The organism is Pedobacter kyungheensis, from assembly GCF_000812965.1.
GTDB lineage: Bacteria > Bacteroidota > Bacteroidia > Sphingobacteriales > Sphingobacteriaceae > Pedobacter > Pedobacter kyungheensis.
In genome coordinates, this window is the sequence record NZ_JSYN01000024.1 from 31,740 (window position 1) to 57,279 (window position 25,540).

Consider the following 25,540-nt stretch of genomic DNA (forward strand, 5'->3'; position numbering starts at 1 on the left):
ATGGTTTTTAAATCAGTCCCGGCTTTAAGATATTAAGATGATGAAGAAATTAATAGGATTCATAGCAGGTTCGTTCATATTGCTTTCGCAGGGCGTATTTGCGCAGCAGGATGCCCAGTATAGCCAGTACATGTTCAACGGCATCTATATCAATCCGGCCTATGCGGGCTATAAAGAGGTGCTGAATGTGCACAGCTTTTACCGGAGCCAGTGGACGGGTATTACCGGTGCACCAAGAAGTATGTCGCTCGCGGTCGATGCCATTGCCAACAGCGGTAATGTAGGTTTGGCACTTCAGGTGGCCAGCGATAAGTTAGGCGCACAAACCAACCTGAGTATTTATGGCAACTACGCTTACCGCATCAGGATGAACGATGATGGCAGCTCACGCCTGGCACTGGGCTTGGGGGTGGGGATGGTACAGCTGGGGATCGATGGTTCGATGCTTAACCCCAATAATCCAGAGCCCAATCAACCGGTAGGCGTGCAGAGTACCATTGTACCCGATGCCAGGGCAGGTGTGTATTTTGCCAACGATAAATACTATGCGGGTTTCTCGGTCGATAATCTCATTGCTACTTATATCAATATCGACCGTTATGCCTTTATTCCGCAACCCAAGCCGCACTACTATTTAACTGCAGGCGCTTTGTTTCCGCTTTCCGAAAACTTTCAGCTTAAACCTTCCTTCCTGCTGAAAGACGATCGCGGTGGTCCGACCAGTCTGGATGTAAATGCCTTTTTAATGATCAAAGATTTTATCTGGATCGGCGGATCTTATCGTACGGGGGTAAAATTGTATGATAAAAGCTACTTGCAAAAAGATTTAACGCCACGCAACTCGGCAGTTGCTGCGATCCAGATTTTCCCTTCCGAGAAAATAAGGATTGGTTATGGCTACGATTTCTCCATTGGGCCGCTACAGGGCTATAGCAGCGGTACGCACGAGATTTCAATCGCCTACTCATTTATCAGACAGAACATCAGGGTGTCTACTCCGAGGGTGTTTTAAATAAACAATATTTTAATATTTTTGATCAAATTAGCTAAACATTATAATGAAGAAAATTTTAATAGGAACCTGTTTTTCTGCATATTGTTTATTTGCCCTCAACTTTTCAGCAAATGCACAGTATGTTTTAAAAGATGCTGATAAACAGTACGAACTATTCAATTACAGCAAAGCAATAGATTTATACGAACAGGCCTATAAAAAGAAACCTACCCTGCACACGGCAGAACGTTTGGCCAGTGCCTATGCGCTTGTGTTTAATTATAAACAGGCCGAAAGCTGGTATGCCATTGCCGCTAAAATGCCTGGCAGCAAAGCAGAAAATATCCTGGGCTACGCCAAAGCTTTACAGCAAAACTCCAAATACAGCGAAGCCAAGGTGCAATACCTGAATTATATCGAAAAAAAGAAAGATGTATCCGAAAAGCAGCAGGCCGTTTGGATTTCTTCCTGCGATTCGGCTTTAAAATGGATCAAAAATCCTAAGAAGGTTGAACTAATTAATCAGAAAGCCCTCAACAGTGCGCAATCAGATTGGGGTGCCGTTAACTACCAGGGTGGTGTGGTATTTACTTCCGATAGATCTGATGCCCGCTTTGAAACACAGGAAGGTAAACCTTTTTTAAGGTTCGATGGAAGCAAAGAACCAGATAAAAAGATTTATGGCTGGACAGGCAACGGATATTTAAAACTGTATATCAAAACCTCGCCGGCCGATAGTTTGCAGTTGTTCCCCATTAAAGCCGGAACACGCTACCACGTAGGCTCAGCAAGTTTTACGGCCGATGGTAAAACCATGTATTTTACCCTAACCCGCATTACCAATGAGCTTGAGCGCCTGAAAAAACAACCCACAACGGTTAACGTCGAGATTTTTAGCAGCACCAAAGCTGCCGATGGCACCTGGGGCGAACCGGTTTCTTTTGCCTATAATAACGTAAACCAGTATTCGGTAGGCGATCCTTTTATTACCACTGATGGAAACAGCCTTTATTTTGCTTCCAATATGCCAGGTGGTGTGGGCGGAACCGATATTTATGTTTGCTTAAAAACCGACGCCGGCGCATGGGGAAAACCGGTTAACCTGAAAGAAATTAATACCGAAGGCAATGAACGCAGTCCGGTTTTCGACGAAAAAGATAATTTTTATTTCTCCAGCGATGGCCGTACCGGCATGGGTGGACTTGACGTGTACCAGGCTTTAAGAACCAGTTCTGGTATTGGGAAAGTAGAAAACCTGGGTTATCCTTTCAACTCCCCTCAGGATGATTTTGGATTCAGTTTAAACGAAAAGGGTGGTATTGTTTACCTTTCATCTAACCGCGAAGGTGGTTTAGGTAGTGATGATATTTACACCATCGACCAGAAAATGATTTTGGCTTTCAAACTCGAAGGTCGGGTTTTAGATAAAGAAAGTGGCCAGCCAATTGCCGGTGCTTTGGTTACTTTAGCCAAAGTAAATGGTGGTATTTTAAAAACAGAATCTGATGAAAACGGAACCTACCGTTTTGATCTCGCCAAAGAATCAGAATACAATGTGTCGGCCGAAAAAACCGGTTACCGGGCAGATGTAGAAAACTTAGCTACCATTGGCTTAACCACTTCGGCCGTGCTAAAAGAAGATTTGCATTTAGAAACTGTGGTAATTGACAAAGCCATCCGCATCGAAAACATTTACTATGATTTTGATAAATGGAACATCCGTGCCGATGCTGCAGTAGAGCTGGATAAGCTGGTGAAAATCATGACTGATAACCCAACCATCTGGATCGAATTAGGCTCGCATACCGACAGCAGGGGTAAAGACAAATATAACCTCGATTTATCGCAAAAACGTGCCGAATCGGCTGTACAGTACATCATCTCAAGAGGGATCAGCAAAAACCGGATAAGCGCAAAAGGATACGGCGAAACACAGCTGTTAAATAAATGTGCCAACGGGGTAAACTGTACCGAAGAAGAACATCAGTTAAACAGAAGAACCGAGTTTAAAATTGTAAAGCAATAAGCTTTTAAGATTAACAATATATTCGAATTTTGTAGAAGTCTCCGCCAAAAGCGGGGGCTTCTTTTTTTTACGCTATTCTGGTTTCATAATCTATCTTGCTAACCACTTTTTGTAATCATTCAGCTCTAGTTTCTATATAAATGTCTTAAACCAGTAAATGGCATCAAGCAGGCTAAAATTTTGATCCTATTTTTTATTGTTTTAACTTTGTGGTAATTATCCCGCAAGTCTTTGTTTACAAAGGCTTCCGGGATTTTTTTTTGTTTTTTTTTGCCCGAAATTTTGAACTCAAGTATAGGAGATTTACAAATTGACTGCAAATTGATGGTGTCTGTCCACGGTATAAGTAATAGCATTAAAGCTGCCAAATGTTTTTTAATGCTCCCCAGGTTTTAAATGGTTTTTCCTGCTGGATCAATCGTGATGCACCGGTTTAAAAGTTAATTGTTCTTGCCCCTGAAGAAGATAGTCACGAGGTGTGCTTTAACCCATCAATATGGTGTGGTAAAAAGATATTTCATTCATCCGAATTAGTTTAAAAAGCCATCGGGCGCTAACCAAATGGTATTTGCTACGCTAAACAATTATATATGAATAAAAATCTACCCATTTTTTACTGTTTTTGTTTAGGTATCAATAATCATCTGGCGAAAAAAAAAGCGGATTTGCTGATACGTATTATATTTTTTTTATTGCTATTGATGTTTTCAAATACCATTTTGGTAAATGCACAAACTTACAAAACGCATTATATTGCTCCTGCACCCTGGCAATACTGGAGCCAGGCCAATGAGCTGGTAGTTACCACCAATACCACTGCAACATCTGTTACTGTAAAAAAAAGTGATGGAACCCTGATTACTACGCTTACACCAACACCAACTGCACCGGCGGTTTACCGTTTCGTTGGGAACCCGAACAATATAGCCGCTAATGCGCTAAATACGATATTAAACGATCGGGGGATTATTGTAGAAGGGAATAATCCAATAGCGGTAAATATCCGAAATGTGGCTTCTGATGCTTATACCGATGCCAATATTAAAGGAAACTCTGCACTATTCAGTTTTGGCGATGCAGGCATAGGTACTTCTTTCAGGGTGGGTTATTATAGGAATGGCTTAAGCAATGTGGTATACAGTGTCATGGCTATTGAAAACAATACTACCGTTAAACTAAACGGTACTGCCATAACCACTTTAAATAGCGGACAAAGTTATATTTTTCAAACCGCAATAGGCGGATTAGTAGAGAGTTCGGCACCAGTAGTGATGAATTCGGGTTCTAATTTAGATGCCCCTGCGGGTTGTGGTGATGGTGTTTTCAATCCAGTACCTCCGGTTACTTCTTTAGGAAGTGAGTATTTAGTAATCAGAAGTGCTGGTAACTCCACTGCAGAGCAAACCACTATTGTAGCTACACAGGCTAACACTACTTTAACGGTAACTAATTATAATGCTAATGGTTCACTGGCTTCAACAAACACCTATAGTTTAGTTGCCGCAGGGAGTTTTGTAACTATTCCTAATGGCGTTTCAGGCAGCCAGTATAGTACATCAAGAATTGTAGCAACAAAAAATGTTGTAGGTTATTCCGGAACCGCAACCAGCTGTGAGGTAGATATGCTTACACTGGCGCCTGTAACTACCTGCGGAGGGAGTATAGTAGCCAAAACATATAAATTCAGAAATAATAGCGAGGGAGATTTACCCTATTTTAGCTATATTACCACCAAAAGCGCAACCGATAAGGTGTTTTTAACTACCACGGGTGGTACCATCAATTATAACAATACCGATTTGGAATCTATTGCAGGGGTTGGGGTAAGAAGGCAGTTGGGTAGTACCGGAAACTATATTATCGATTTTACCAATACCAACATTGGTACACCTGCAGCGATAACGCTTACAAGCGCTACCAGGATGAACATTGCAATGGTACAAACAGGTGCCGGCTATTCCATGTCTAACTTCGTTACCCCCTTGCCAGAGCAGGCACTTAAGCCAATACTCACGCAAACAGTCTGTAATAGTGCAACATTAACCGCCGATTCTACAGGGGTAGCACCTTTTCAATGGTACTTTAATGGTATTGCAATTACAGGGGCAACAGGAAATAGCTATACCCCGACAGAGTCTGGAACTTATACCATAACTTCTAAATTAGATTGTGGAATAAGTGCACAATCTTTACCGGTAACTGTAGCTTTATGTAATGTAGACAGGGCAATTACCAAAACCGTTGATAATGCAAATCCGGCAGTAAACGGATCAGTAAAGTTTACTTTAACTGCAAGTAATAATGGTATAGGTACAGCGCTAGGGGTATCTGTAACCGATTTACTAAAATCGGGTTATACTTATGTAAGTCATACTGCATCTACGGGCACATCCTACAGCAATACTACCGGAGTGTGGAATGTAGGTTCTTTAGGTCCAAACGCATCAGCTACGCTGGTAATTACCGCTAAGGTAAATGCCTCTGGCGATTACAGCAACACAGCTACAATTACCGGAACACAAACCGACCCTAACACAGCTAATGATGCGGTTACTATCAGTACCACACCAATTACAGCTATTTCTTTAACTTCGGCAGCTTCTACCGATGCCCAAAATATTTGCATCGGCTCGGCCATTACCAATATTACCTATTCTATCGGTGGTACTGCAACCGGGGTTAATGTAACAGGTTTGCCTGCAGGTGTTTCATCTACCTATAATTCGGGTACTAAAGTCCTAACCATTTCAGGAACGCCAAGCGCAACAACTAATGGAGCTCAGGCTTACACCGTAACCACAACGGGTGGAAGTCCTAATGTTTCGGCATCGGGAACCATTCAGGTAAATGGTCTGGTAGGCACACCGGTATTTGCTGCCGGAAGCACATCTACAAGATGTCAGGGGGCAGGAACGCAAACCTATAGCGCAACGGCAGCTAATGCTACGAGCATCACCTATAGCATCAATACCACCAACTCCCAAGCGGTTATTAATGCTACAACCGGCGAGGTTACCTTTTCGCCGGTGTTTTCAGGTACAGCAGTTATTACCGCAACAGCAGCAGGTTGTACGCCTAAAACGGCGACCCATACCATAACCATTACTGCTACCGGAACCATTACAGGAGCCTCGCCTGTTTGCAGCGGCAGTAACGGAACGCTAACATTAGGTAGTACTACAGCTACGCCGGTAAGATGGGAATATTCTACTGATAACGGAACAGCCTGGAGTACCTATCTGCCTAACACAACTTCAACAACGTTAAATTATACGAACCTTAACGTAACAACTTCTTTCAGGGCAATTGTAACAGGAGGAGGGTGTACCGAAGCATCATCAACGCCTGTAACCATTACTGTAACAACCAGGCCGGCTATTGCTAACCAAAGCTATAACCTGTGTGTATCCGGTTCTTTCAATTTTGCACCGGTAGCTGCACCTGCAGGTACTACCTACAGCTGGTCGGCACCTACCATTACAGGAGGCACAATTACAGGCGGAACTTCAGGTTCGGCTGCCAGCTCGGTTTCGCAAACCTTAACCAACACCGGATCTACTACAGCTACGGCAGTTTATACCGTTACCCCAACCAATGCAGGTTGTGCCGGTACTGCTTTTACCATCACCGTAGTTGTTGGTCCAAATATTTCAGCCTCTGCTGCAAATCCTGCTACTTTGTGTAATAATGGTACTTTTTCTGTAACACCAACTACTAATATTACCAATTTAAAATACACCTGGATAGCAAGTCTGATCAGCGGAAGCAATGTAACCGGCTTTAGCAATGTTACAACAGCTGTTAGTGCCCCAATTAGTCAAACCCTGGTTAACAGCTCTGCTGCAGGTGCAACGGTTCGCTACACGGTAACACCGGTATTGGATAACTGTACTGGCAATGCATTTACTTTTGATGTGACCATGCAGAGTGCGGTAACTGCCGGAGCTATTGCAGCTAATCAAACCATCTGTACCAACACAACACCGGCCCCAATTACCTCCACTACTGCTGGAACAGGCGCAGGTACAATGACTTATATCTGGGAAAACTCTACCAACGGAAGTACCTGGAACACCATATCCGGCGCAACCACAGCAACTTATGCACCGGGCATATTAACCCAAACCACCCAATACCGCAGAACAACGGTATCAACATTAAATGGAACAGTATGCCAGTCGGCAGCTACAAGTCCAATAATCATTACGGTAGGCACAGCCAGTACCATCATCACTCAACCCGTTAATCAGAATGTAAGGGCCTTATCCAATGTTACTTTAAATGTGGCTACCTCAGGCGGTACAGGTACCAGCCAATACCAATGGCAGCTAAGCACCAACAACGGAACCAGTTTTAGCAATATTACCAACAACACTATATATAGCGGAGCAACAACTAATACCTTAACCATTACCGGGGTTAATGGCACTATGGAAGGTTACAAATACAGGGTACTGATTAACCAAAGCGATAATGCCTGTGCCAGTGTAATTTCAAATGTAGTGAACCTGACCATAGACTCTGACCGGGATGGTGTACCAGACAGTACCGATCTTGACGATGATAACGACGGTATTTTAGATACGGTTGAAGGAACAGCAGATTTTGACCATGATGGTATTCCGAATTACCTGGATGTGGATTCAGATAATGATGGTATTGTAGATGCCATAGAATCGAACGGTGTGGCCGCCAACGACCCTGATAAAGATGGCAGGTATGGTACCGGTGCTTTTGTAGATGTAAATGGAAACGGCTTACATGATGCTGTAGATCCTGCTGCAGGTGGTACCGCTTTGGTGATCGGCGATAAGGACAGGGATGGTAAACCAAATTACCTGGATCTTGATTCGGATGCCGATGGGATACCAGATACCTATGAAGCAGCTTTCTACATCATAGATGGCGAAAATGATGGTATTATTGGCACTGGTCCGATTGTCGATGCAGATAAAGATGGGCTTTCAGATTTAAACGATCCGGATTTTGTAACAATAAGTACACTGTTTAACCAGGATAGGGATTTCGATGGCCTTTCCAATTACCTGGATATTGATAACGATAATGATGGGATTATCGACAACATAGAAGGTTTGCCTACCGCTGCTTATGTAGCACCCAAAGGCGTAGATACCGACGGAGATGGAATAGACGATGCATACGATGTAAATAACGGCGGGGCAGTTTCCGGCTACTCGAATATCGACGGGGGAAGTGCAGCCGATTATGTAGATACTGATGCCGATAACGATGGATTTAGAGACTGGTTGGAAAATGCGGTAAACAGTTCGCTGGAAGTAGATGTGAAGAATAACCAGACTGGTGCATCAGGTTCAGACGGCATTATGGATTTATTACCAGATGCTGATGGAGATGGATTAGCCGATATTTATGATAATGATAATGGCAACACCAGTCCGATAGGTTATGCAACCAACGGTGGGCAAAAACCAACGGATATGCCCGCTACACAAACCACAAGTGGCGAACGCGATTGGCGGGCAACCTCTGATTTTGATAAAGACGGGGTGCCTGATGGGATAGATCTGGATGACGATAATGATGGGATTTTAGATACGGTAGATGGAATGGTGGATAATGGTGGTAGGGATGGTTTACCCAACTACCACGATCTGGATTCGGATGATGATGGTATTCCCGACGTGATTGAAGCCGGAGGTGCCGATCCTGATAATAACGGATGGCCGGGTACCGGGCAGGTGGGTACAAAGGTAGATGCAAATGGGGTGCCGCTGGCAGCAAACGGAGGTTATACACCACCCGATAAAGATGGCGATGGCATACCTGATTTTCTGGATCTCGATTCCGATAACGACGGTATTGCTGATGTGATTGAAAATGGTGGGCCAGATCCTGATGGCGATGGGAAAGTAGGCTCAGGCGTACAGAACGATTTTGATAGTGATGGTATTGCTGATATTGTTGATAATTACAATAATCTTGACAGTTCATTACCACTGCCATCGGGCACGCCAATAGTAGTTAAGGATCAGGATGGCGATGGGTTGTTTAACCATCTCGATCTTGACTCGGATGGAGACGGGATCACAGATGCAGTTGAAGGGCTAGGTGATCCGGATGGCGATGGGATCCCGAATTTCCTCGATCTCGATTCGGATGGCGATGGCATTCCAGATAACATCGAAGCACAAACTACTATTGCTTATATCCCTCCTTCGGGCAGTGATACCAATCAGGATGGTATAGATAATGCTTATGGAACCGGTTTGGTGCCTGTTGATACTGATGGCGATGGTAAGCCTGATTACCTGGATTTAGATTCGGATAATGATGGCGATAGCGATACAATAGAAGCTTACGATACAGATAATAACGGGGTGGCCAATGTGATAGCGGTGGGTACTGATGCCGATAAGGATGGTTTGGATGATGCCTTTGATAACAATGATGCGGCTAATAATCCAACCAATGCACAAAACCCCGGTTCATTTCCTAATCTGGATACGCCAGGCACTCCTGAGCGCGATTGGCGCGAAGATTATAACATTGCTCCGGTAGCAACAGTACCCGCTTCCGTTACCTTAACAGAGGATACACCACAGGCATTAACTGGTATTAGCGTAACCGATGCAGATGCAGGTAACCTGAATGTAGTGCTTACTTTAAGCGTGCCGGCTGGTCAAGGCACTTTAACTGCCAACAGCGAAGCAGGTATCGTCATTACAGGTACTGGTAGCAACAGTGTAACCATTACCGGAAGCACTGCGGCTATTAATGCCTTTATTGCTGGCAGTAAAGTAACCTATGCTCCTGCAGCCAATGCAAATGGTAATGTTACTTTAACAGTAGCGATAAACGACCAGGGCAATACCGGCGGACCAGCACTCACCGATACCAAAACAGTAACTTTAAATATTCAGGCTGTTAACGATATTCCAGTGGTAGCCAATGTGGCGAAGAATGGCACCGAAGATACCAATGTTGCTTTCACCACAACAGATTTTAGCAATCAGTTTACCGATGTTGATGGTACCTTAGCTAAAATACAGGTGTTGAGTTTACCACCTGCAACACAGGGCCTGCTTAAATTAAATGGGGTTAATGTAACCGTTGGACAGGAAATTGCCGCGGCTGATCTGGCTAACCTGGTTTTTGTGCCTGCACCTGATTTTAATGGCAATGTATCGTTTAGCTACAATGGCAGCGATGGCGCAGCTTATGCAGCTTCACCAGCCAACGTAAACATCAATATTGCTGCCGTTAACGATATTCCGGTTATTACTTCCGTATCCAAATCAGGCACCGAAGATGTAACCTTAACCTTTACGGCCAGCGATTTCACCAGTCAGTTTACCGATGCTGATGGAGATGCATTGGCCAAAATTCAGGTGATAACCTTGCCACCTGCCGCACAAGGTGTATTGAAATTAAACGGAGTTAATATTGTTGCAGGTCAGGAAATAACTACGGCTAATCTGGCTAACATTACTTTTGTGCCGGCGCCAAACTTTAATGGTAATGTTACCTTTAAATGGAATGGAAGTGATGGCACGGCTTATGCGGCCACTCCTAATGATGTAAACATTGTTATTGCCGCTGTTAACGATATTCCAACGGTTAATAACATCAGTTTAACCACTGCCGAAGATGTTAACCTGCCATTTACACTAGCTAACTTTAGCAACAATTACAACGATTTGGAAGGCGATGCACTGACAAAAATCCAGCTATCCAACCTTCCTTCAAATACACAGGGAACTTTACTCCTCAATGGCTCGGTCATTACAGCAGGTCAGGAAATACTGGCTTCTGATATTCCGAACCTGGTTTTTGCACCGGCAGCCAACTTTAATGGAAATGTAAACTTTAACTGGGCCGGAAGCGATGGTACTTCATATTCGGCAGTGGCTACAGTCAATATTTCGGTTAGTCCGGTTAACGATCCGCCTGTAATTAGCGATATCGCCAAATCCGGAATAGAGGATATGGCGATTACTTTTACCCAGGATGATTTTACCAGCCATTTCACCGATGTAGAAAATAGTACATTAAGTAAAATCAAGGTCCTGAACCTACCGGCCAATGGTTTGCTTAAATTAAATGGTATCAATATTATTGCCGGTCAGGAAATTAACAGCACTGATCTGGATATGATTACTTTTGAACCTGTTGCCGATTTTAATGGTTCATCAAGCTTTAACTGGAATGGGTATGATGGAACAGATTATGCCATTTCCGGTAAAAATGTTAATATCACCATCATTCCGGTAAATGATGCTCCTTCTTTTACAAAGGGAGCAGACCAGGTTATCAATGCCGGGGCCGGAGCGCAAACAATTAACAACTGGGCTACGGCTATCGCGGCCGGCCCCGCAGACGAAATGGCTGCACAGCGTGTAAATTTTGTAGTTACAAACAATAGCAATACCTCCTTTACCGTACAGCCTGCCATCAGTGCTACTGGTGATTTAAATTATACACCAGTTGCCAACTTTGCCGGAAAGGTTACCATAACTGTGGTGTTACAGGACAATGGAGGTACTGCAAATGGAGGCATAGCCCAAAGCGCAGCACAAACTTTTGTGATTACGGTTAAACCCACCGGACTTCCTGATAATGTGAATACCTTCATCAACACCCCTGTAACCACCGATGTTAGGGCCAACGACGGGGCATCAGCGGCCAATACAACGGTGTTGGCCGGAACGGCTGCACATGGTACAACCGCTGTAGATGCTACAGGAAAAGTGACCTACACACCAAATGCTGATTATACGGGTACAGATAGTTACACCTACACCTTAACTACTGCTGATGGGGTTGTGAGCGATCCTGTTACCGTTAATTTAACCATCTATCCAACTGTGGTGCTTTCGGGGCCGGCAGTGGTAAATGAAAGTGCAGGAACGGTAAATTATACCGTTACGCTCAGTGGTACTCCCGGAACAACGCTGGGGGCGCCGGTAACGGTAACAACAGGCCTTGTACCCAACACGACCAATTCTGCTGATTATAGTTTTACAGCAACTACCCTTACATTTCCGGCAGGATCGGTAGTTGGTGCACCAAGTGGCACCATTACTTTTCCGGTTACCATTGTGGATGATAATCTGCTCGAAAATACGGAAGATTACACGGTTTCTATTGGGAACATTACCGGTCCTGCATCTTTAGCAAATGCAAGTATTGTTACTGCCATTACAGATAACGATAATGCCTCGGTTGCTATAGGCAATATTACTGTTGCCGAAAACGTAGCAGGTGGTTTGGCTACTTTTACGGTAACCCTAAATGGAAATGTACAAAACAGTTTTACGGTTAACTATACTACAGCCAATGGCACAGCAGTTCAGCCCGGCGATTATACCGCTACTTCAGGAACCGTTACATTTCCGGCGGGATCGCTGAGCGGTGCAACACAAACCTTTACAGTACCGGTTATTAATGATAATGTAACCGAAACCAGCGAAACATTTACGGCCACGCTTTCGGGGATAACCGGACTGGCCACCATTGCTACGGGAACAGGTACCGCTACCATTACCGATAACGATCCTGCAACCTTAAGTATTACGGCCACACCAGGTAGTTACGATGAAGCTGCGGGAACAGCCACTTTTACGGTTACTTTAAGCAATGCTATTCAAAATGCCTTTACGGTAGATTATGCCACTGCTAATGGTACAGCAACAGCCGGGCTGGATTATATAGCCAAAAACGGTACCTTAACCTTTCCCGCCGGATCGGCAGCAGGTTCTATCCAGACTTTCACCGTTTCAATTGTTAATGATAATATAGTAGAACCAACTGAAAGTTTTACAGTTGCATTAAGTAATCCGACCGGTGGTTTGGTTACCATTGCTGCCAATACCGCTACTGCAACGATTACCGATAACGATGTTTCGGTTGCAAGTATTACAGCAGGAAATAACGGCAACGAAAATGGACCGGTAAATGGAACCTTTACGGTTAATTTAAGTAATCCCTCAGCTACCGATACTCAGGTTACCTATTCATTAAGTGGTACCGCCACAGAGGGTGCCGATTACAGTGCCATTACAACAAAGACCATTACCATTCCGGCCGGTCAAACCTCAGCAAACGTTACCATTCCAGTTAATGTTGATGCCCTGGTTGAAGGAACAGAAACTGTGGTTATGAACCTGCTCTCTACCAATAGTGCTTTGGTTAGCATCACTACAGTACCTGCCGATAAAACGGCCAGCATAAATATTCTAGATAATAATACGGCTACAGTGAGTATTTCGGCTACACCAACCAGTGTAAATGAGGATGATGGAATAGCTACTTTTGCAGTAACATTGAACAATGCAGTTCAAAATGCATTCGATGTTACCTATGCTACCACAAGCGGAACAGCAACGGCAAGCCTCGATTTTACCGCTACCAGCGGAACGTTAAACTTTCCTGCCAATGCCGCTGCAGGTACTACCTTAACCTTTAATGTGCCTATAAATAACGATAACCTTGTTGAACCATCCGAAACCTTTAACGGAACTTTAACCGGCATTACCGGTGGCCTGGTAACCATTGCAACGGCAAGTGCAACGGTTACCATTGCAGATAATGATGCTGCTGTCGCCAGCATTGCAGCTGGTATTAATGGTAACGAAACCGGGCCGATAAATGGAACCTTTACCGTTAATTTAAGCAATCCTGTGTCAACCGATACCCAAATTACCTATACCTTAAGTGGTACGGCAACTGAGGGAAGTGATTATAGTACAATTGCCACTAAAACCATTACCATTCCTGCAGGAGAAACTTCGGGTACTATTACCATTAATGTTAAGTCCGATGCACTTACAGAAAGTACCGAAACTGTAATTGCAACTTTGCTTACCTCAAACAGTGCAGCAACGGTGAATACGGCTCCGGCAAGCATCAATATTATTGATGCTAATACCTCCAGTATAAGTATTGCCACAACACCCGCCATTAACGAATCGGCTGGTACAGCAACCTTTACCGTAACTTTAAATAATGCGGTTCAAAATGAATTTAGCGTAAATTACAGCACGGCTGATGGAACTGCAAATGCAGGCCTTGATTATACTGCAACCAGCGGAACATTAAACTTCCCGGCCAATGCGGCTGCAGGAACCATATTAAGTTTTACCGTGCCGATCAATAACGATAACATTGCCGAGATTTCGGAAAATTTTACAGCTACATTAAGCGACATTACTGGCGGGGTAGTGGTGATCAGTAATGCGACTGCAACCGCAACCATTACCGATAACGACGCAGCAACTGTATCGGTTATTGCAGGTACTAACGGAAATGAAAGCGGACCTGTAAACGGAACGTTTACCGTTAAATTAAGTAATCCATCATCAACAGATACACAAATTACCTACACCTTAAGCGGAACAGCAACAGAAGGTGCCGATTATGATAATATTGCAGTTCAAACCATTACCATTCCGGCAGGAGAAACCACTGCAGGCATTACCATTCCGGTTAAACCCGATGCAATAGTTGAAGGACCGGAAACTGTAGTGGCTACAATTGTGGCCACAAACAGTGCACTGGTAACAGTTGCACCAAGTCCGGCCGATGAAACAGCAACCATTACTATAATCGATAATACCACTGCAAGCATAACCGTTACGGCTACAAATGATGGGGCTGAACCAGGTACGCAAGGCTTATTTACCTTTACTTTGAGTAACGTAGCTACAACCGATACGCAGATTACTTACGCCCTAACCGGAACAGCAACCAGCGGAACGGATTACAGTGCGTTGGGTACCACGGTGACTATTCCTGCCGGACAAACCAGTATAACACTACCAGTGTTTGTACTCGATGATACTTTTGTCGAGCCAGCTGAAACTGTTATTCTAACCATGGTAGCTGCCACCAGCAATCCCGCCATTACGGCAAGTACCACTGCTACAACAGTAAATATCAGCGATAATGATAGTGCAACAGTAGCGGTAGGCAACGTTTCGGTAACGGAGAATGGTACCAATGCTACTTTCACAGTAACTTTAACCGGTAATGTTCAAAATTCATTTAACATAAATTACGCTACTGCAAACGGATCGGCATTGGCCGGTACCGATTACACCACCACAACTGGTAGCGTAACATTCCCGGCAGGTTCGCTTAGTGGTGCAACGCAAACCATCAACATCCCGTTAATTAACGATAATATTGCCGAGCTTGCCGAAACATTTACGCTAACGTTGAACAGCATAAGCGGAGGATCAACTGTAACCATTCCTGCTGCCGGTGCAACCGGAACCGCAACCATAACCGATGATGATGCGGCCAGCGTGGCGATTGCCAATACTTCTGCTACCGAAAGTGCCGGCAATATGGTTTTCACCGTTACCTTAACCGGTAATGTTCAGGATGCTGTTTCGATTAATTACAATACGGCAGATATTACAGCTATTTCCGGTACCGATTATACCGCGAAAACGGGTGTGGTTACTTTCCCTGCCGGATCGGTATCTGGCGCAACACAAACGATTCTGATCCCGATCACAGACGATAACGTTACCGAAAATGCCGAAAGTTTCAGCGTGACATTAAGTGATGCTGATGCTCCGCTTACCATCACCCAGACCGAAGCAATAGGAACCATTAATGATAATGATGCGTCAGCAGTGAGTATTTCTGCCACACCAACCAGTGTTGATGAAGCGGCAGGTACTGCAACTTTTACCGTAACCTTAAACAATGCGGTGCAGGCAGGCTTTAGTGTCGATTATGCAACGGCCAATGGAACGGCTACCTCCGGTAACGATTATACTGTTACCAATGGAACATTAAACTTTCCTGCGGGATCTTTAGCCGGGGCTGCTTTAACCTTTACCGTTCCGGTTATCAACGATAATCTTGTTGAACCGGCCGAAACTTTTATCGCCACCATCAGCAATGTAACGGGTGGTTTGGTAACCATTGCAACCAGCACGGCAACCGCAACCATTACCGATAATGATACAGCGATCGTCACCATTACTCCGGGTACACCAGGTAATGAAAATGGTCCGGTGAGCGGCACATACACGGTTACCTTAAGCCATCCATCGGCAACGGATACGCAGCTGAGCTTTACCTTAGGCGGTACGGCTACTGAAGGAAGCGATTACGCTACAATCGTAACTAAAACCATTACCATACCAGCGGGTCAAACTACAGCAACCATTACTATTCCGGTGTTAACCGATGCAATTGTTGAAGGTACCGAAACTGTAATGGCCACATTAACGGGTACCAACAACCCTGCTATAACGGTAAGCAACACACCGGCAAGCCTCAATATTGACGATAATACCACCGCCACAGTAACCGTAGCTGCAACAGCTAATGGGGCCGAGGCAGTTACTCCGGGTACCTTTACTTTTACCTTGAGCAACGTAGCTACAACAGATATTCAGCTTACTTATTCAGTTACCGGAACGGCAACCAGTGGAGCAGATTACACCAGCATTGGCACAACAGTAATCATACCAGCCGGACAAACAACAGCAACCGTTACTGTACCGGTACTGGATGATCATATAGCTGAAGGCAATGAAACCGTAATTTTAACCCTGACTGCTGCTACAAGTAATTCAGCGGTTACTGCCGGTACAACACCGGCAACGGTTAATATTACCGATAACGATACCGCTGTAGCCACCATTACAGCTGGTACCACAGGCAACGAAAATGGGCAGGTAAATGGTAGCTTTACCGTAGCTTTAAGTAATCCGTCTTCGCAAGCTACCACCATTACTTACACCATAAGCGGTTCGGCAACTGAAGGAAGTGACTACGCCACTATCGTAACCAAAACCATTACTATTCCTGCCGGTCAAACCAGTGGAACCATTACCATTCCTGTATTAACCGATGCTGTGGTTGAAGGTACAGAAACCGTAATTGCGAGTCTGGCTACATCAGATAACCAATTGGTAGACATCAATAATACTTCCGCTACTATCAATATTCTTGATAATAATACAGCAACAGTAAGCATTTCGGCTTCACCGGTCAGTATAAACGAGACCGACGGAACAGCAACTTTTACCGTAATCTTAAGCGATGCCATACAAAATGCTTTTACTGTTGATTATACAACCGCAAATGGAACGGCACTTGCAGGTTTGGATTATGCCGCTACCAGCGGAACATTGACTTTCCCGGCCGGATCTGCTGCGGGTACAACATTAACCTTCTCGGTTCCGATAAACGACGATAACCTGGTTGAGCCAGATGAAACCTTTAATGGTACCATTGCTAATGTAACCGGTGGACTGGTAACCATTGCAGATAGTTCGGCAACGGTAACCATTACCGATAATGATATTTCGGAGGCTACTATAAGCTTGGGTATAAATGGTGATGAAACCGGACCGGTAAACGGAACATTCACGGTTACTTTGAGTAAACCTTCATCAACAGATACCCAGCTTACCTATACGTTGGGGGGCACTGCTACAGAAGATATCGATTACGCAGCCATCGTAACCAAAACCATCGCCATTCCGGCAGGTCAAACGAAAGGAACCATTACCATTCCGGTATTAACCGACGATATTACCGAAAATGTCGAAACGGTTATTGCTACTTTAACCTCAACAAGCAATCCATCGGTGAGCATCAGTACCACACCGGCCAGGCTTAACATCCTGGATGCCAATAGCGGCAGTGTAAGTATCTCTACCGCATCATCGGTAAATGAAGCAGATGGAACTGCAACATTCTTTGTAACCCTGAATAATGCTGTTCAAAATGCTTTCAGTGTTGATTTTGCAACGACAAGCGGAACTGCTACATCCGGATTGGATTATACCGCAACCTCCGGAACGTTAAATTTTCCTGCAAATACTCCAGCCGGTACTGTTTTAAGCTTTACCGTTCCGCTTAACGACGATAATATTGCCGAGCAGGATGAAACTTTCAGTGCTGCGCTAAGCAATATTACCGGCGACGCGGTATTAATCAGTAATGCCACTGCAACAGCCACCATTATCGATAATGATGTTTCGGTAGCAACCATTACAGCTGGCGCATCAGGAAGCGAAAATGGCCCTGCAAATGGAATCTTTACGGTAACCTTAAGCCATCCATCATCAATTGATACGCAGCTTTCCTATACTTTGGCCGGTACGGCTGTTGATGGCAGTGATTATACATCGACTGTAGCCAAAGTAATAATCATTCCGGCAGGAGAAACCACAGGAACCATTATTATTCCAGTATTATCCGATAATCTGGTAGAAGGTACCGAAACGGTCATAGCAACTTTAACTGCTTCCGGCAATCAGTTGGTAACTGTAAGCAATACACCGGCCACGATTAATATTGCCGATAATACCGTAGCTACAGTAAACGTAGTGGCAACCAACGATGGAGCTGAACCCACAAAGCCCGGTTTATTCACATTTACGATGGATCATCCGGCTACAACCGACACACAAATTACCTATAATTTAAGCGGAACGGCTGTAAGCGGTTTAGATTTTACCACAATTGGCACTACGGTAACCATTCCTGCAGGACAAACTACGGCCACAGTAACCGTACCTGTATTAAACGATAATATTGCCGAAGAAACAGAAACAGTAACTTTAACGATGGTAGCAGCAACCAATAACACTGCTATTACGGCCAGCACCATACCGGCAACCGTAAATATTACCGATAATGATACCGCCATAGCCACAATCACTGCTGCAACACCAGGAAATGAAAACGGACCTATAGCAGGTACTTTTACCGTTACACTAAGCAATCCGTCGTCGGTGCCAACTACCATAACCTATACATTAGGAGGTACCGCAACAGAAGGTAGCGATTACACCACTATAGCTACGAAAACGATCACCATTCCTGCCGGACAAACTACAGGCAGTATTAATATTCCGGTAATGGCTGATAACGTGGTAGAAGAAACGGAAACTGTTATAGCTACCTTAATCAATAGTACAAATGCATTAGTAAGTATAAATAGTACTCCGGCCAGCCTTACTATTGCTGATAACAGTACAGCAACAGTAAGGGTAGCAGCAACAAACAACGGAACCGAACCAGCAACCTCAGGCCTGTTTACCTTTACCTTAAGTGATGTGTCGACTACCGATACCAAAATTACTTATGCTGTTGGTGGAACGGCAACAAGCGGAACCGATTACACTGCAATTGGTACAACGGTAATTATTCCTGCCGGCCAAACCACCGCAACAGTAATAGTGCCGGTAATAAATGACAATATTGCAGAAGGAACCGAAACGGTTATTTTAACCATGCAGGCTACAACAAATAATGCTGCAATTACAGCAGTTGCAACACCAGCTACAGTAGATATTACCGACGATGATACAGCAATAGCAAGCATAGCTGCAGGAAGAAACGGAGCTGAAAATGGTCCTGTTAACGGAACTTTTGTACTAACGTTAAGCAATCCTTCATCACAGGCAACAACCATTAGTTATACCATCGGTGGTACGGCAACGGAGGGAAGTGATTATACAACAGTGGTAAGCAAAACCATTACCATTCCAGCCGGACAGTCTAACGCTACCATCAGTATTCAAACATTGGCCGATCATCTGGTGGAAGGAACAGAAACCGTTGTGGTTACCTTAACCGGTACGACCAATCCTTTGGTAAGTTTAAGTAATACACCAGCCAGCATTAATATTATTGATGATACCAAAGCAATAGTAACCGTATCTGCAGCAGGGAATGGGGCAGAGCCAGCTACTTCCGGTCAGTTTACCTTCACCTTGAGTAATGTATCAACCACCGATACGCAAATTAGCTATGCAGTTAGCGGAACTGCAACCAGTGGAGCAGATTATACCGCAATGGCTACAACGGTAACCATTCCTGCCGGACAAGTCACAGCAACAGTAAACGTGCCGGTATTGAACGACGAACTGGTAGAAGGAATGGAAACCGTTATCTTAACCATGAATGCTGCAACAAACAATGCAGCAATTACAGCAAGTACAACACCAGCTATCGTTAATATTACCGATAATGATACGGCCATTGCCAGTTTAACACCTGGAGCATCGGGCAACGAGAATGGTCCTGTGGATGGAACCTTTACCATTACCTTAAGTAAAGCATCCGCTACCGATACACAGCTAACTTATGCGGCAGGTGGAACAGCTGTTGAAGGAAGTGACTATTCGCTGGTGGTTAAAACCGTGGTCATCCCCGCAGGTGCAACCACTGCAACCATTGCCATTCCGGTGTTAACCGATGCCATTGTAGAGGGAACAGAAACCGTTATACTAACTCTTGCGACTTCAAACAATCCGTTGGTGAGTATAAACAATACGTCTGCCAGCATTAATATTTTTGATAACAATACTGCATCAGTAAGTATCACTGCTCCGCCGGTTATAAACGAAGCAGCCGGAGCGGCAACCTTTACCGTTACTTTAAATACTGCAGTGCAAAATTCGTTTAGTGTTGATTACAATACCACAAACGGCACGGCTACCGCAGGTGTAGATTATACTGAAACATCAGGAACATTAATATTTCCTGCCAATTCATCAGCAGGTACAACTTTAACATTCTCCGTGCCGGTTATTGATGATCATACTGTTGAACCAACCGAAACCTTTAGCGCTAGTTTAAGTAATGTAATTGGTGGACTGGTGACTATCGGTACCTCAGCTGCAACGGTAAGTATCGCTGATAACGATAGTGCGGTGGCAAGTATTACCCCTGGAGTAAACGGTAACGAAAGCGGTCCGGTTAACGGAACATTCACGGTAACCCTGAGTAACCCATCGGCAAGCGATACGCAGCTAACCTACACTTTAGCAGGTACTGCCACCGAAGGAACAGATTATAACAGCATCGTAACCAAAACGATCACCATTCCGGCCGGACAAACAACAGGAACGATTACCATTCCGGTTATTGTTGATGCAGTGGCCGAGAGCATTGAAACGATTATTGCTACCTTAGGTACTTCTGATAATCCGGCCATCAGTGTTAACGGCACTGCGGCCAGCATCAATTTATTAGATGCCAATACAGCCAACGTAAGCATATCCATCAGTGCAGCAAGCGTTAGCGAAACTGTAGGTACAGTTACTTTATCGGTAGTACTGAATATAGCGGTTCAGAATAGCTTTACTGTCGATTATGCAACAGCAAATGGTACAGCTTTATCCGGATTGGATTATACTGCAACCAGCGGAACATTAACCTTTCCGGCAAATTCGGCTGCTGGCACTACCCTTAAAGTAATAATCCCGATTATCGACGATCACCTGATCGAAAATTCAGAATCATTTACTGTAGGTTTGAGTAATGTAACAGGGGCAGATGTAGCTATTGGTACCAATCCGGCAACAGTGAACATCGCTGATAATGATCATGCTGCGGTGAGCATTACTGCAGGTACCAATGCAAATGAAAATGGTTTAATCAATGGAACATTTAATATTACTTTAACTAACCCATCCGCTACATCAACTGCTTTAATCTTTGCACTAAGTGGTACTGCAACAGAAAAAGCCGATTACAGTACTGTAAATAAAACCATTGTAATTCCGGCAGGCACAACAACAGCAAGCATTACCATTCCGGTTTTGGCAGATGAAGTGGCAGAAGGTAATGAAACAGTTGTTGCTGCCTTAACAGCAGCTAACAATCCGGAGATAACAGTTGATCATACACCAGCTACCATTAACGTTATCGATGCCAATGTAGCCAAAGTAAGTATATCTACCTTGCCGGTAATTAATGAAAACGCTGGCACGGCCACTTTTACGGTAACTTTAGATCATGCAGTACAAAACAGCTTTACTGTAGATTATGCTACCGCAAATGGTACTGCAGCCTCGGGTACTGATTTTACCGCAACCAACAGAACCTTAACTTTCCCTGCAAATGCTGCGGCTGGCACAAGTTTAACTTTCACAATTCCGGTTAACGATGACAACCTGGTTGAACCAACAGAAACCTTCAGCGTTGCATTAAGTAATGTAACAGGAGGGATAGTTACACTGGGAACTTCTTCGGCAACGGTATCAATTACAGATAACGATGCTTCCGAAGCAAGCATTTCGATGGCAACAAATGGAAATGAAAATGGTCCGGTGAGTGGGATTTTCGAAGTAACCTTAAGTAATCCGTCATCAACCGATACCCAGATTACTTTCTCGGTAGGGGGAACTGCTACTGAGGGAAGCGATTACAATGCCATTACCCGCACCATTACCATACCTGCTGGTCAGACTACCGGAACCATCAATATTCCTGTGGTAGCTGATGCGGTTGTAGAAGGGACTGAAACTGTGGTGATTGCTTTAACGGGCACCAGTAATCCAATGGTAACGGTGAATAATGCACCTGCAAGCCTTAATATTTTAGATAATAATGCTGTATCTGCAAGTATCTCGGTATTCCAAACCAATGTAGATGAAGCTGCGGGAACAGCCACTTTTACTGTAACGCTGAGCGGATCGGTACAAAATGCCTTCAGTTTTGATTACAATACATCAAATGGTACAGCCATTGCAGGATCAGATTATGTGGCTACCAGCGGAACACTAACCTTCCCGGCAGGCTCTGCAGCAGGTGCCACTTTAACTTTTAACGTTCCGATTATCGACGATGACATTGCCGAACCTGCCGAAACTTTCAATGGGATCATCAGTAATGTAACCGGTGGGTTGGTAACTATCCATAACGGTACTGCAACGGTAAGCATAACCGATAATGATGCTTCCGAAGCAACCATTTCTATGGCAACAAACGGAAATGAAAATGGGCCGGTAAACGGAACATTTACGGTAACCTTAAGCAAGCCGGCTACTACAGATACACAACTGACTTATACTTTAACCGGAACGGCAACTGAAGGCAGTGATTACAGTACCCTTGTAAGCAAAACGATTACCATTCCTGCAGGTCAAACTACCGCAATCATTACCATTCCGGTATTGGCCGATGCCATTGTCGAAGGTGCAGAAACCATTGAAGCTACATTGATCACTTCCGGAAATCCATTGGTAAGTATTAGCAATACGCCGGCTATCCTGGATATTACGGATAATACACAGGCTATTGTAACCGTTGTGGCAACAGCCGATGGTGCTGAACCATCGACACCTGGCCAGTTTACCTTTACGTTAAGCCATGTATCCATTACAGATACCAAAATTACTTATACCGTGTCCGGATCTGCAACCAGTGGAACCGATTATACCTCAATAGGTAACACCGCAACCATTCCTGCAGGACAAACTACTGTAACAGTCGCGGTTCCTGTACTTGATGATAACCTTAACGAAGGGGATGAAACGGTAATCTTAACGATGAATGCAGCAACCAACAATGCCTTAATCATAGCCAATGCAACACCTGCTACGGTTAACATCAGCGATAACCACTCGCCAGAGGTTAATTCGCCTGTCATTAGTACTAATGAAGATACTGCCGTTAATGGCACAATTACCGCGGGCGATGCAGATGGCAATCCGCTTACCTTTGCGGTTGGCACGGCACCGGTACATGGTAAGGTAGTGCTTAATGCAGATGGTACCTATACTTACACACCTGATCCAAATTATAACGGAACTGATAGTTTTACGGTAAGCGTAAGTGATGGCAAAGGCGGCACCACTAAGGTAAGTATTTCAGTAACGGTAAATCCGGTTAATGATGCACCGGTTGCTACAGCGCCTGCCATTACTACGCCACAGAATACGCCGGTTAACGGCACCATTACCACGAGCGATGTAGATGGCGATCCGCTTACCTTTACAGTAAGTACAGCACCGGCACATGGTACAGTAGTGGTTAATCCTGATGGTACCTACACTTATACGCCAGCTGCAGGTTATGTCGGTGCCGATACCTTTACTTTAACCGTTAGCGATGGTAAAGGTGGTACAACTACCGTAACCATTCCGGTAAACGTAACCCTGGTGGCTGCACCAGCCATGAGTTTGACCAAAGTAGCCACCAATACCGTAAACAAAGCCGGTGATGTAATCAATTACAACATTGTGGTAACCAATACCGGCAATGTAAGCCTAAGCAATGTTGTGGTTAGTGATGCGGGTGCCGATGCAGGTTCGATTACGCCAGCCAGCATTGCAACCTTATTACCAGGCTCGAGCGTAACCGTAACCGCTAAACATACAGTTACTTTAACTGAAGTAAATGCTGGTTCGTTTACTAATCAGGCATCGGCAAGTTCACAGACGCCAAATGGTGGTACTTTAAATAAACCAAAATCTGATGATCCGAATACGCCGGCTGTTGATGATGCAACAGTAACGGTAATTGCACCGGCATCAACCGTTACTTTGGTTAAAACAGGCACCTTAAGCAGCGATGGTAATAGCATTGCCTATAACTTCAGTGTAAAAAACACCGGAAATGTAACCTTGCATATCATCACTTTAACTGATGCCAAATTAGGATTAAACCGGGTGATTCCTGGTACATTGGCTCCGGGTGCAACTGTAACCGATAGCTTTGTGTATCGGTTAACCCAGGCCGATAAGGATGCAGGTAACGTAACCAACTCTGCAAATGTGAACGCCAGAACACCTGCTAACCTACCGGTAAGTGACATATCGGGTACAGCCGAAAATAATGATACACCAACCATTACCGCACTTCAGAATGCCGGCACAATCGCATTGGTTAAAACCGCAACCTTTAGTGGTAACAAGGTTACTTATACCTTTACCATTAAAAATACCGGTACAGTTACCTTAAATACCATTACTTTAACCGATGCTAAACTAGGCTTAAACAATAAGGTAATTGCGGTAAGCGGCGGACTTGCTCCTGATGCAACTATCACCGATGTTGAAATTTATACCTTAACACAGGCTGATAAGGATTTAGGTACGGTAACCAACACGGCAAGTGTAAATGCCAAAACGGTTGGTGGTGCAAATGTTTCAGATATTTCTGGTACATCTAACGCCAATAACGATGCAACGGTGATTACGGTGCCTAAATCGCCAAGGGCCGTTGATGATGCAGGCGGAACAGTTGCCAATAAACCGGTAACCATTAATGTACTGGCTAACGATGATCCGGGGAATTCTACCCTCGATCAGTTAACCGTAGAAATTATGCTTCAGCCTAAACATGGTAAAGTAACAGTAAATGCTGATGGTAGCATAACCTACACGCCTGATCCGGGCTACACTGGCGATGACACCTTTAGCTACCGCGTAAAAGATGCTTACGGATATTATACCAACGTAGCTGCCGTAAGCTTAACCGCTAACTTCGCTGGTCTTACCATTCCTAATCTGTTTACGCCAAATGGCGATGGTAATAACGATACCTTCGAGATCATTGGGCTTAACCAGTATCAGGTTAACGAACTTACCATTGTAAACCGTTGGGGTAACGAAGTGTTCCGCGCCAAAGGCTACCAGAATAATTGGACAGGCGAGGGATTGAATGAGGGTACCTACTATTACTTACTTCGCGTTAAAAAAGCAAACAGTAATGCGTTTGAAGTATACAAAGGCTACATTACATTGATCAGGGCATTTAAAAAGTAAGAT

3 protein-coding genes are annotated in these 25,540 nt (G+C 44.4%); all 3 read left to right on the top strand.

Annotated features, from left to right (window positions below; genetic code table 11):
- Positions 1–37 precede the first annotated feature (37 nt).
- The 3 genes from OC25_RS18815 to OC25_RS27985 all read left to right on the top strand — a co-directional run bounded on the left by OC25_RS18815 (position 38) and on the right by OC25_RS27985 (position 25,537).
- Positions 38–1,012 (top strand): PorP/SprF family type IX secretion system membrane protein, encoded by a 975-nt coding sequence (locus OC25_RS18815; protein WP_245222078.1) that lies wholly within the window; start codon positions 38–40, stop codon positions 1,010–1,012.
- 46 nt (positions 1,013–1,058) lie between these two features.
- Positions 1,059–3,020 (top strand): OmpA family protein, encoded by a 1,962-nt coding sequence (locus tag OC25_RS18820; protein WP_039479285.1) that lies wholly within the window; start codon positions 1,059–1,061, stop codon positions 3,018–3,020.
- A 701-nt stretch (positions 3,021–3,721) separates the two neighbouring features.
- Complete coding sequence (locus OC25_RS27985; protein WP_167335410.1) at positions 3,722–25,537, top strand: Calx-beta domain-containing protein; 21,816 nt, start codon at positions 3,722–3,724, stop codon at positions 25,535–25,537.
- Positions 25,538–25,540 lie beyond the last annotated feature (3 nt).

Coding starts and splice junctions, on each gene's coding strand:
- OC25_RS18815 (WP_245222078.1), top strand. CDS start 38: ATGATGAAGAAATTAATAGGATTCATAGCAGGTTCGTTCATATTGCTT.
- OC25_RS18820 (WP_039479285.1), top strand. CDS start 1,059: ATGAAGAAAATTTTAATAGGAACCTGTTTTTCTGCATATTGTTTATTT.
- OC25_RS27985 (WP_167335410.1), top strand. CDS start 3,722: ATGTTTTCAAATACCATTTTGGTAAATGCACAAACTTACAAAACGCAT.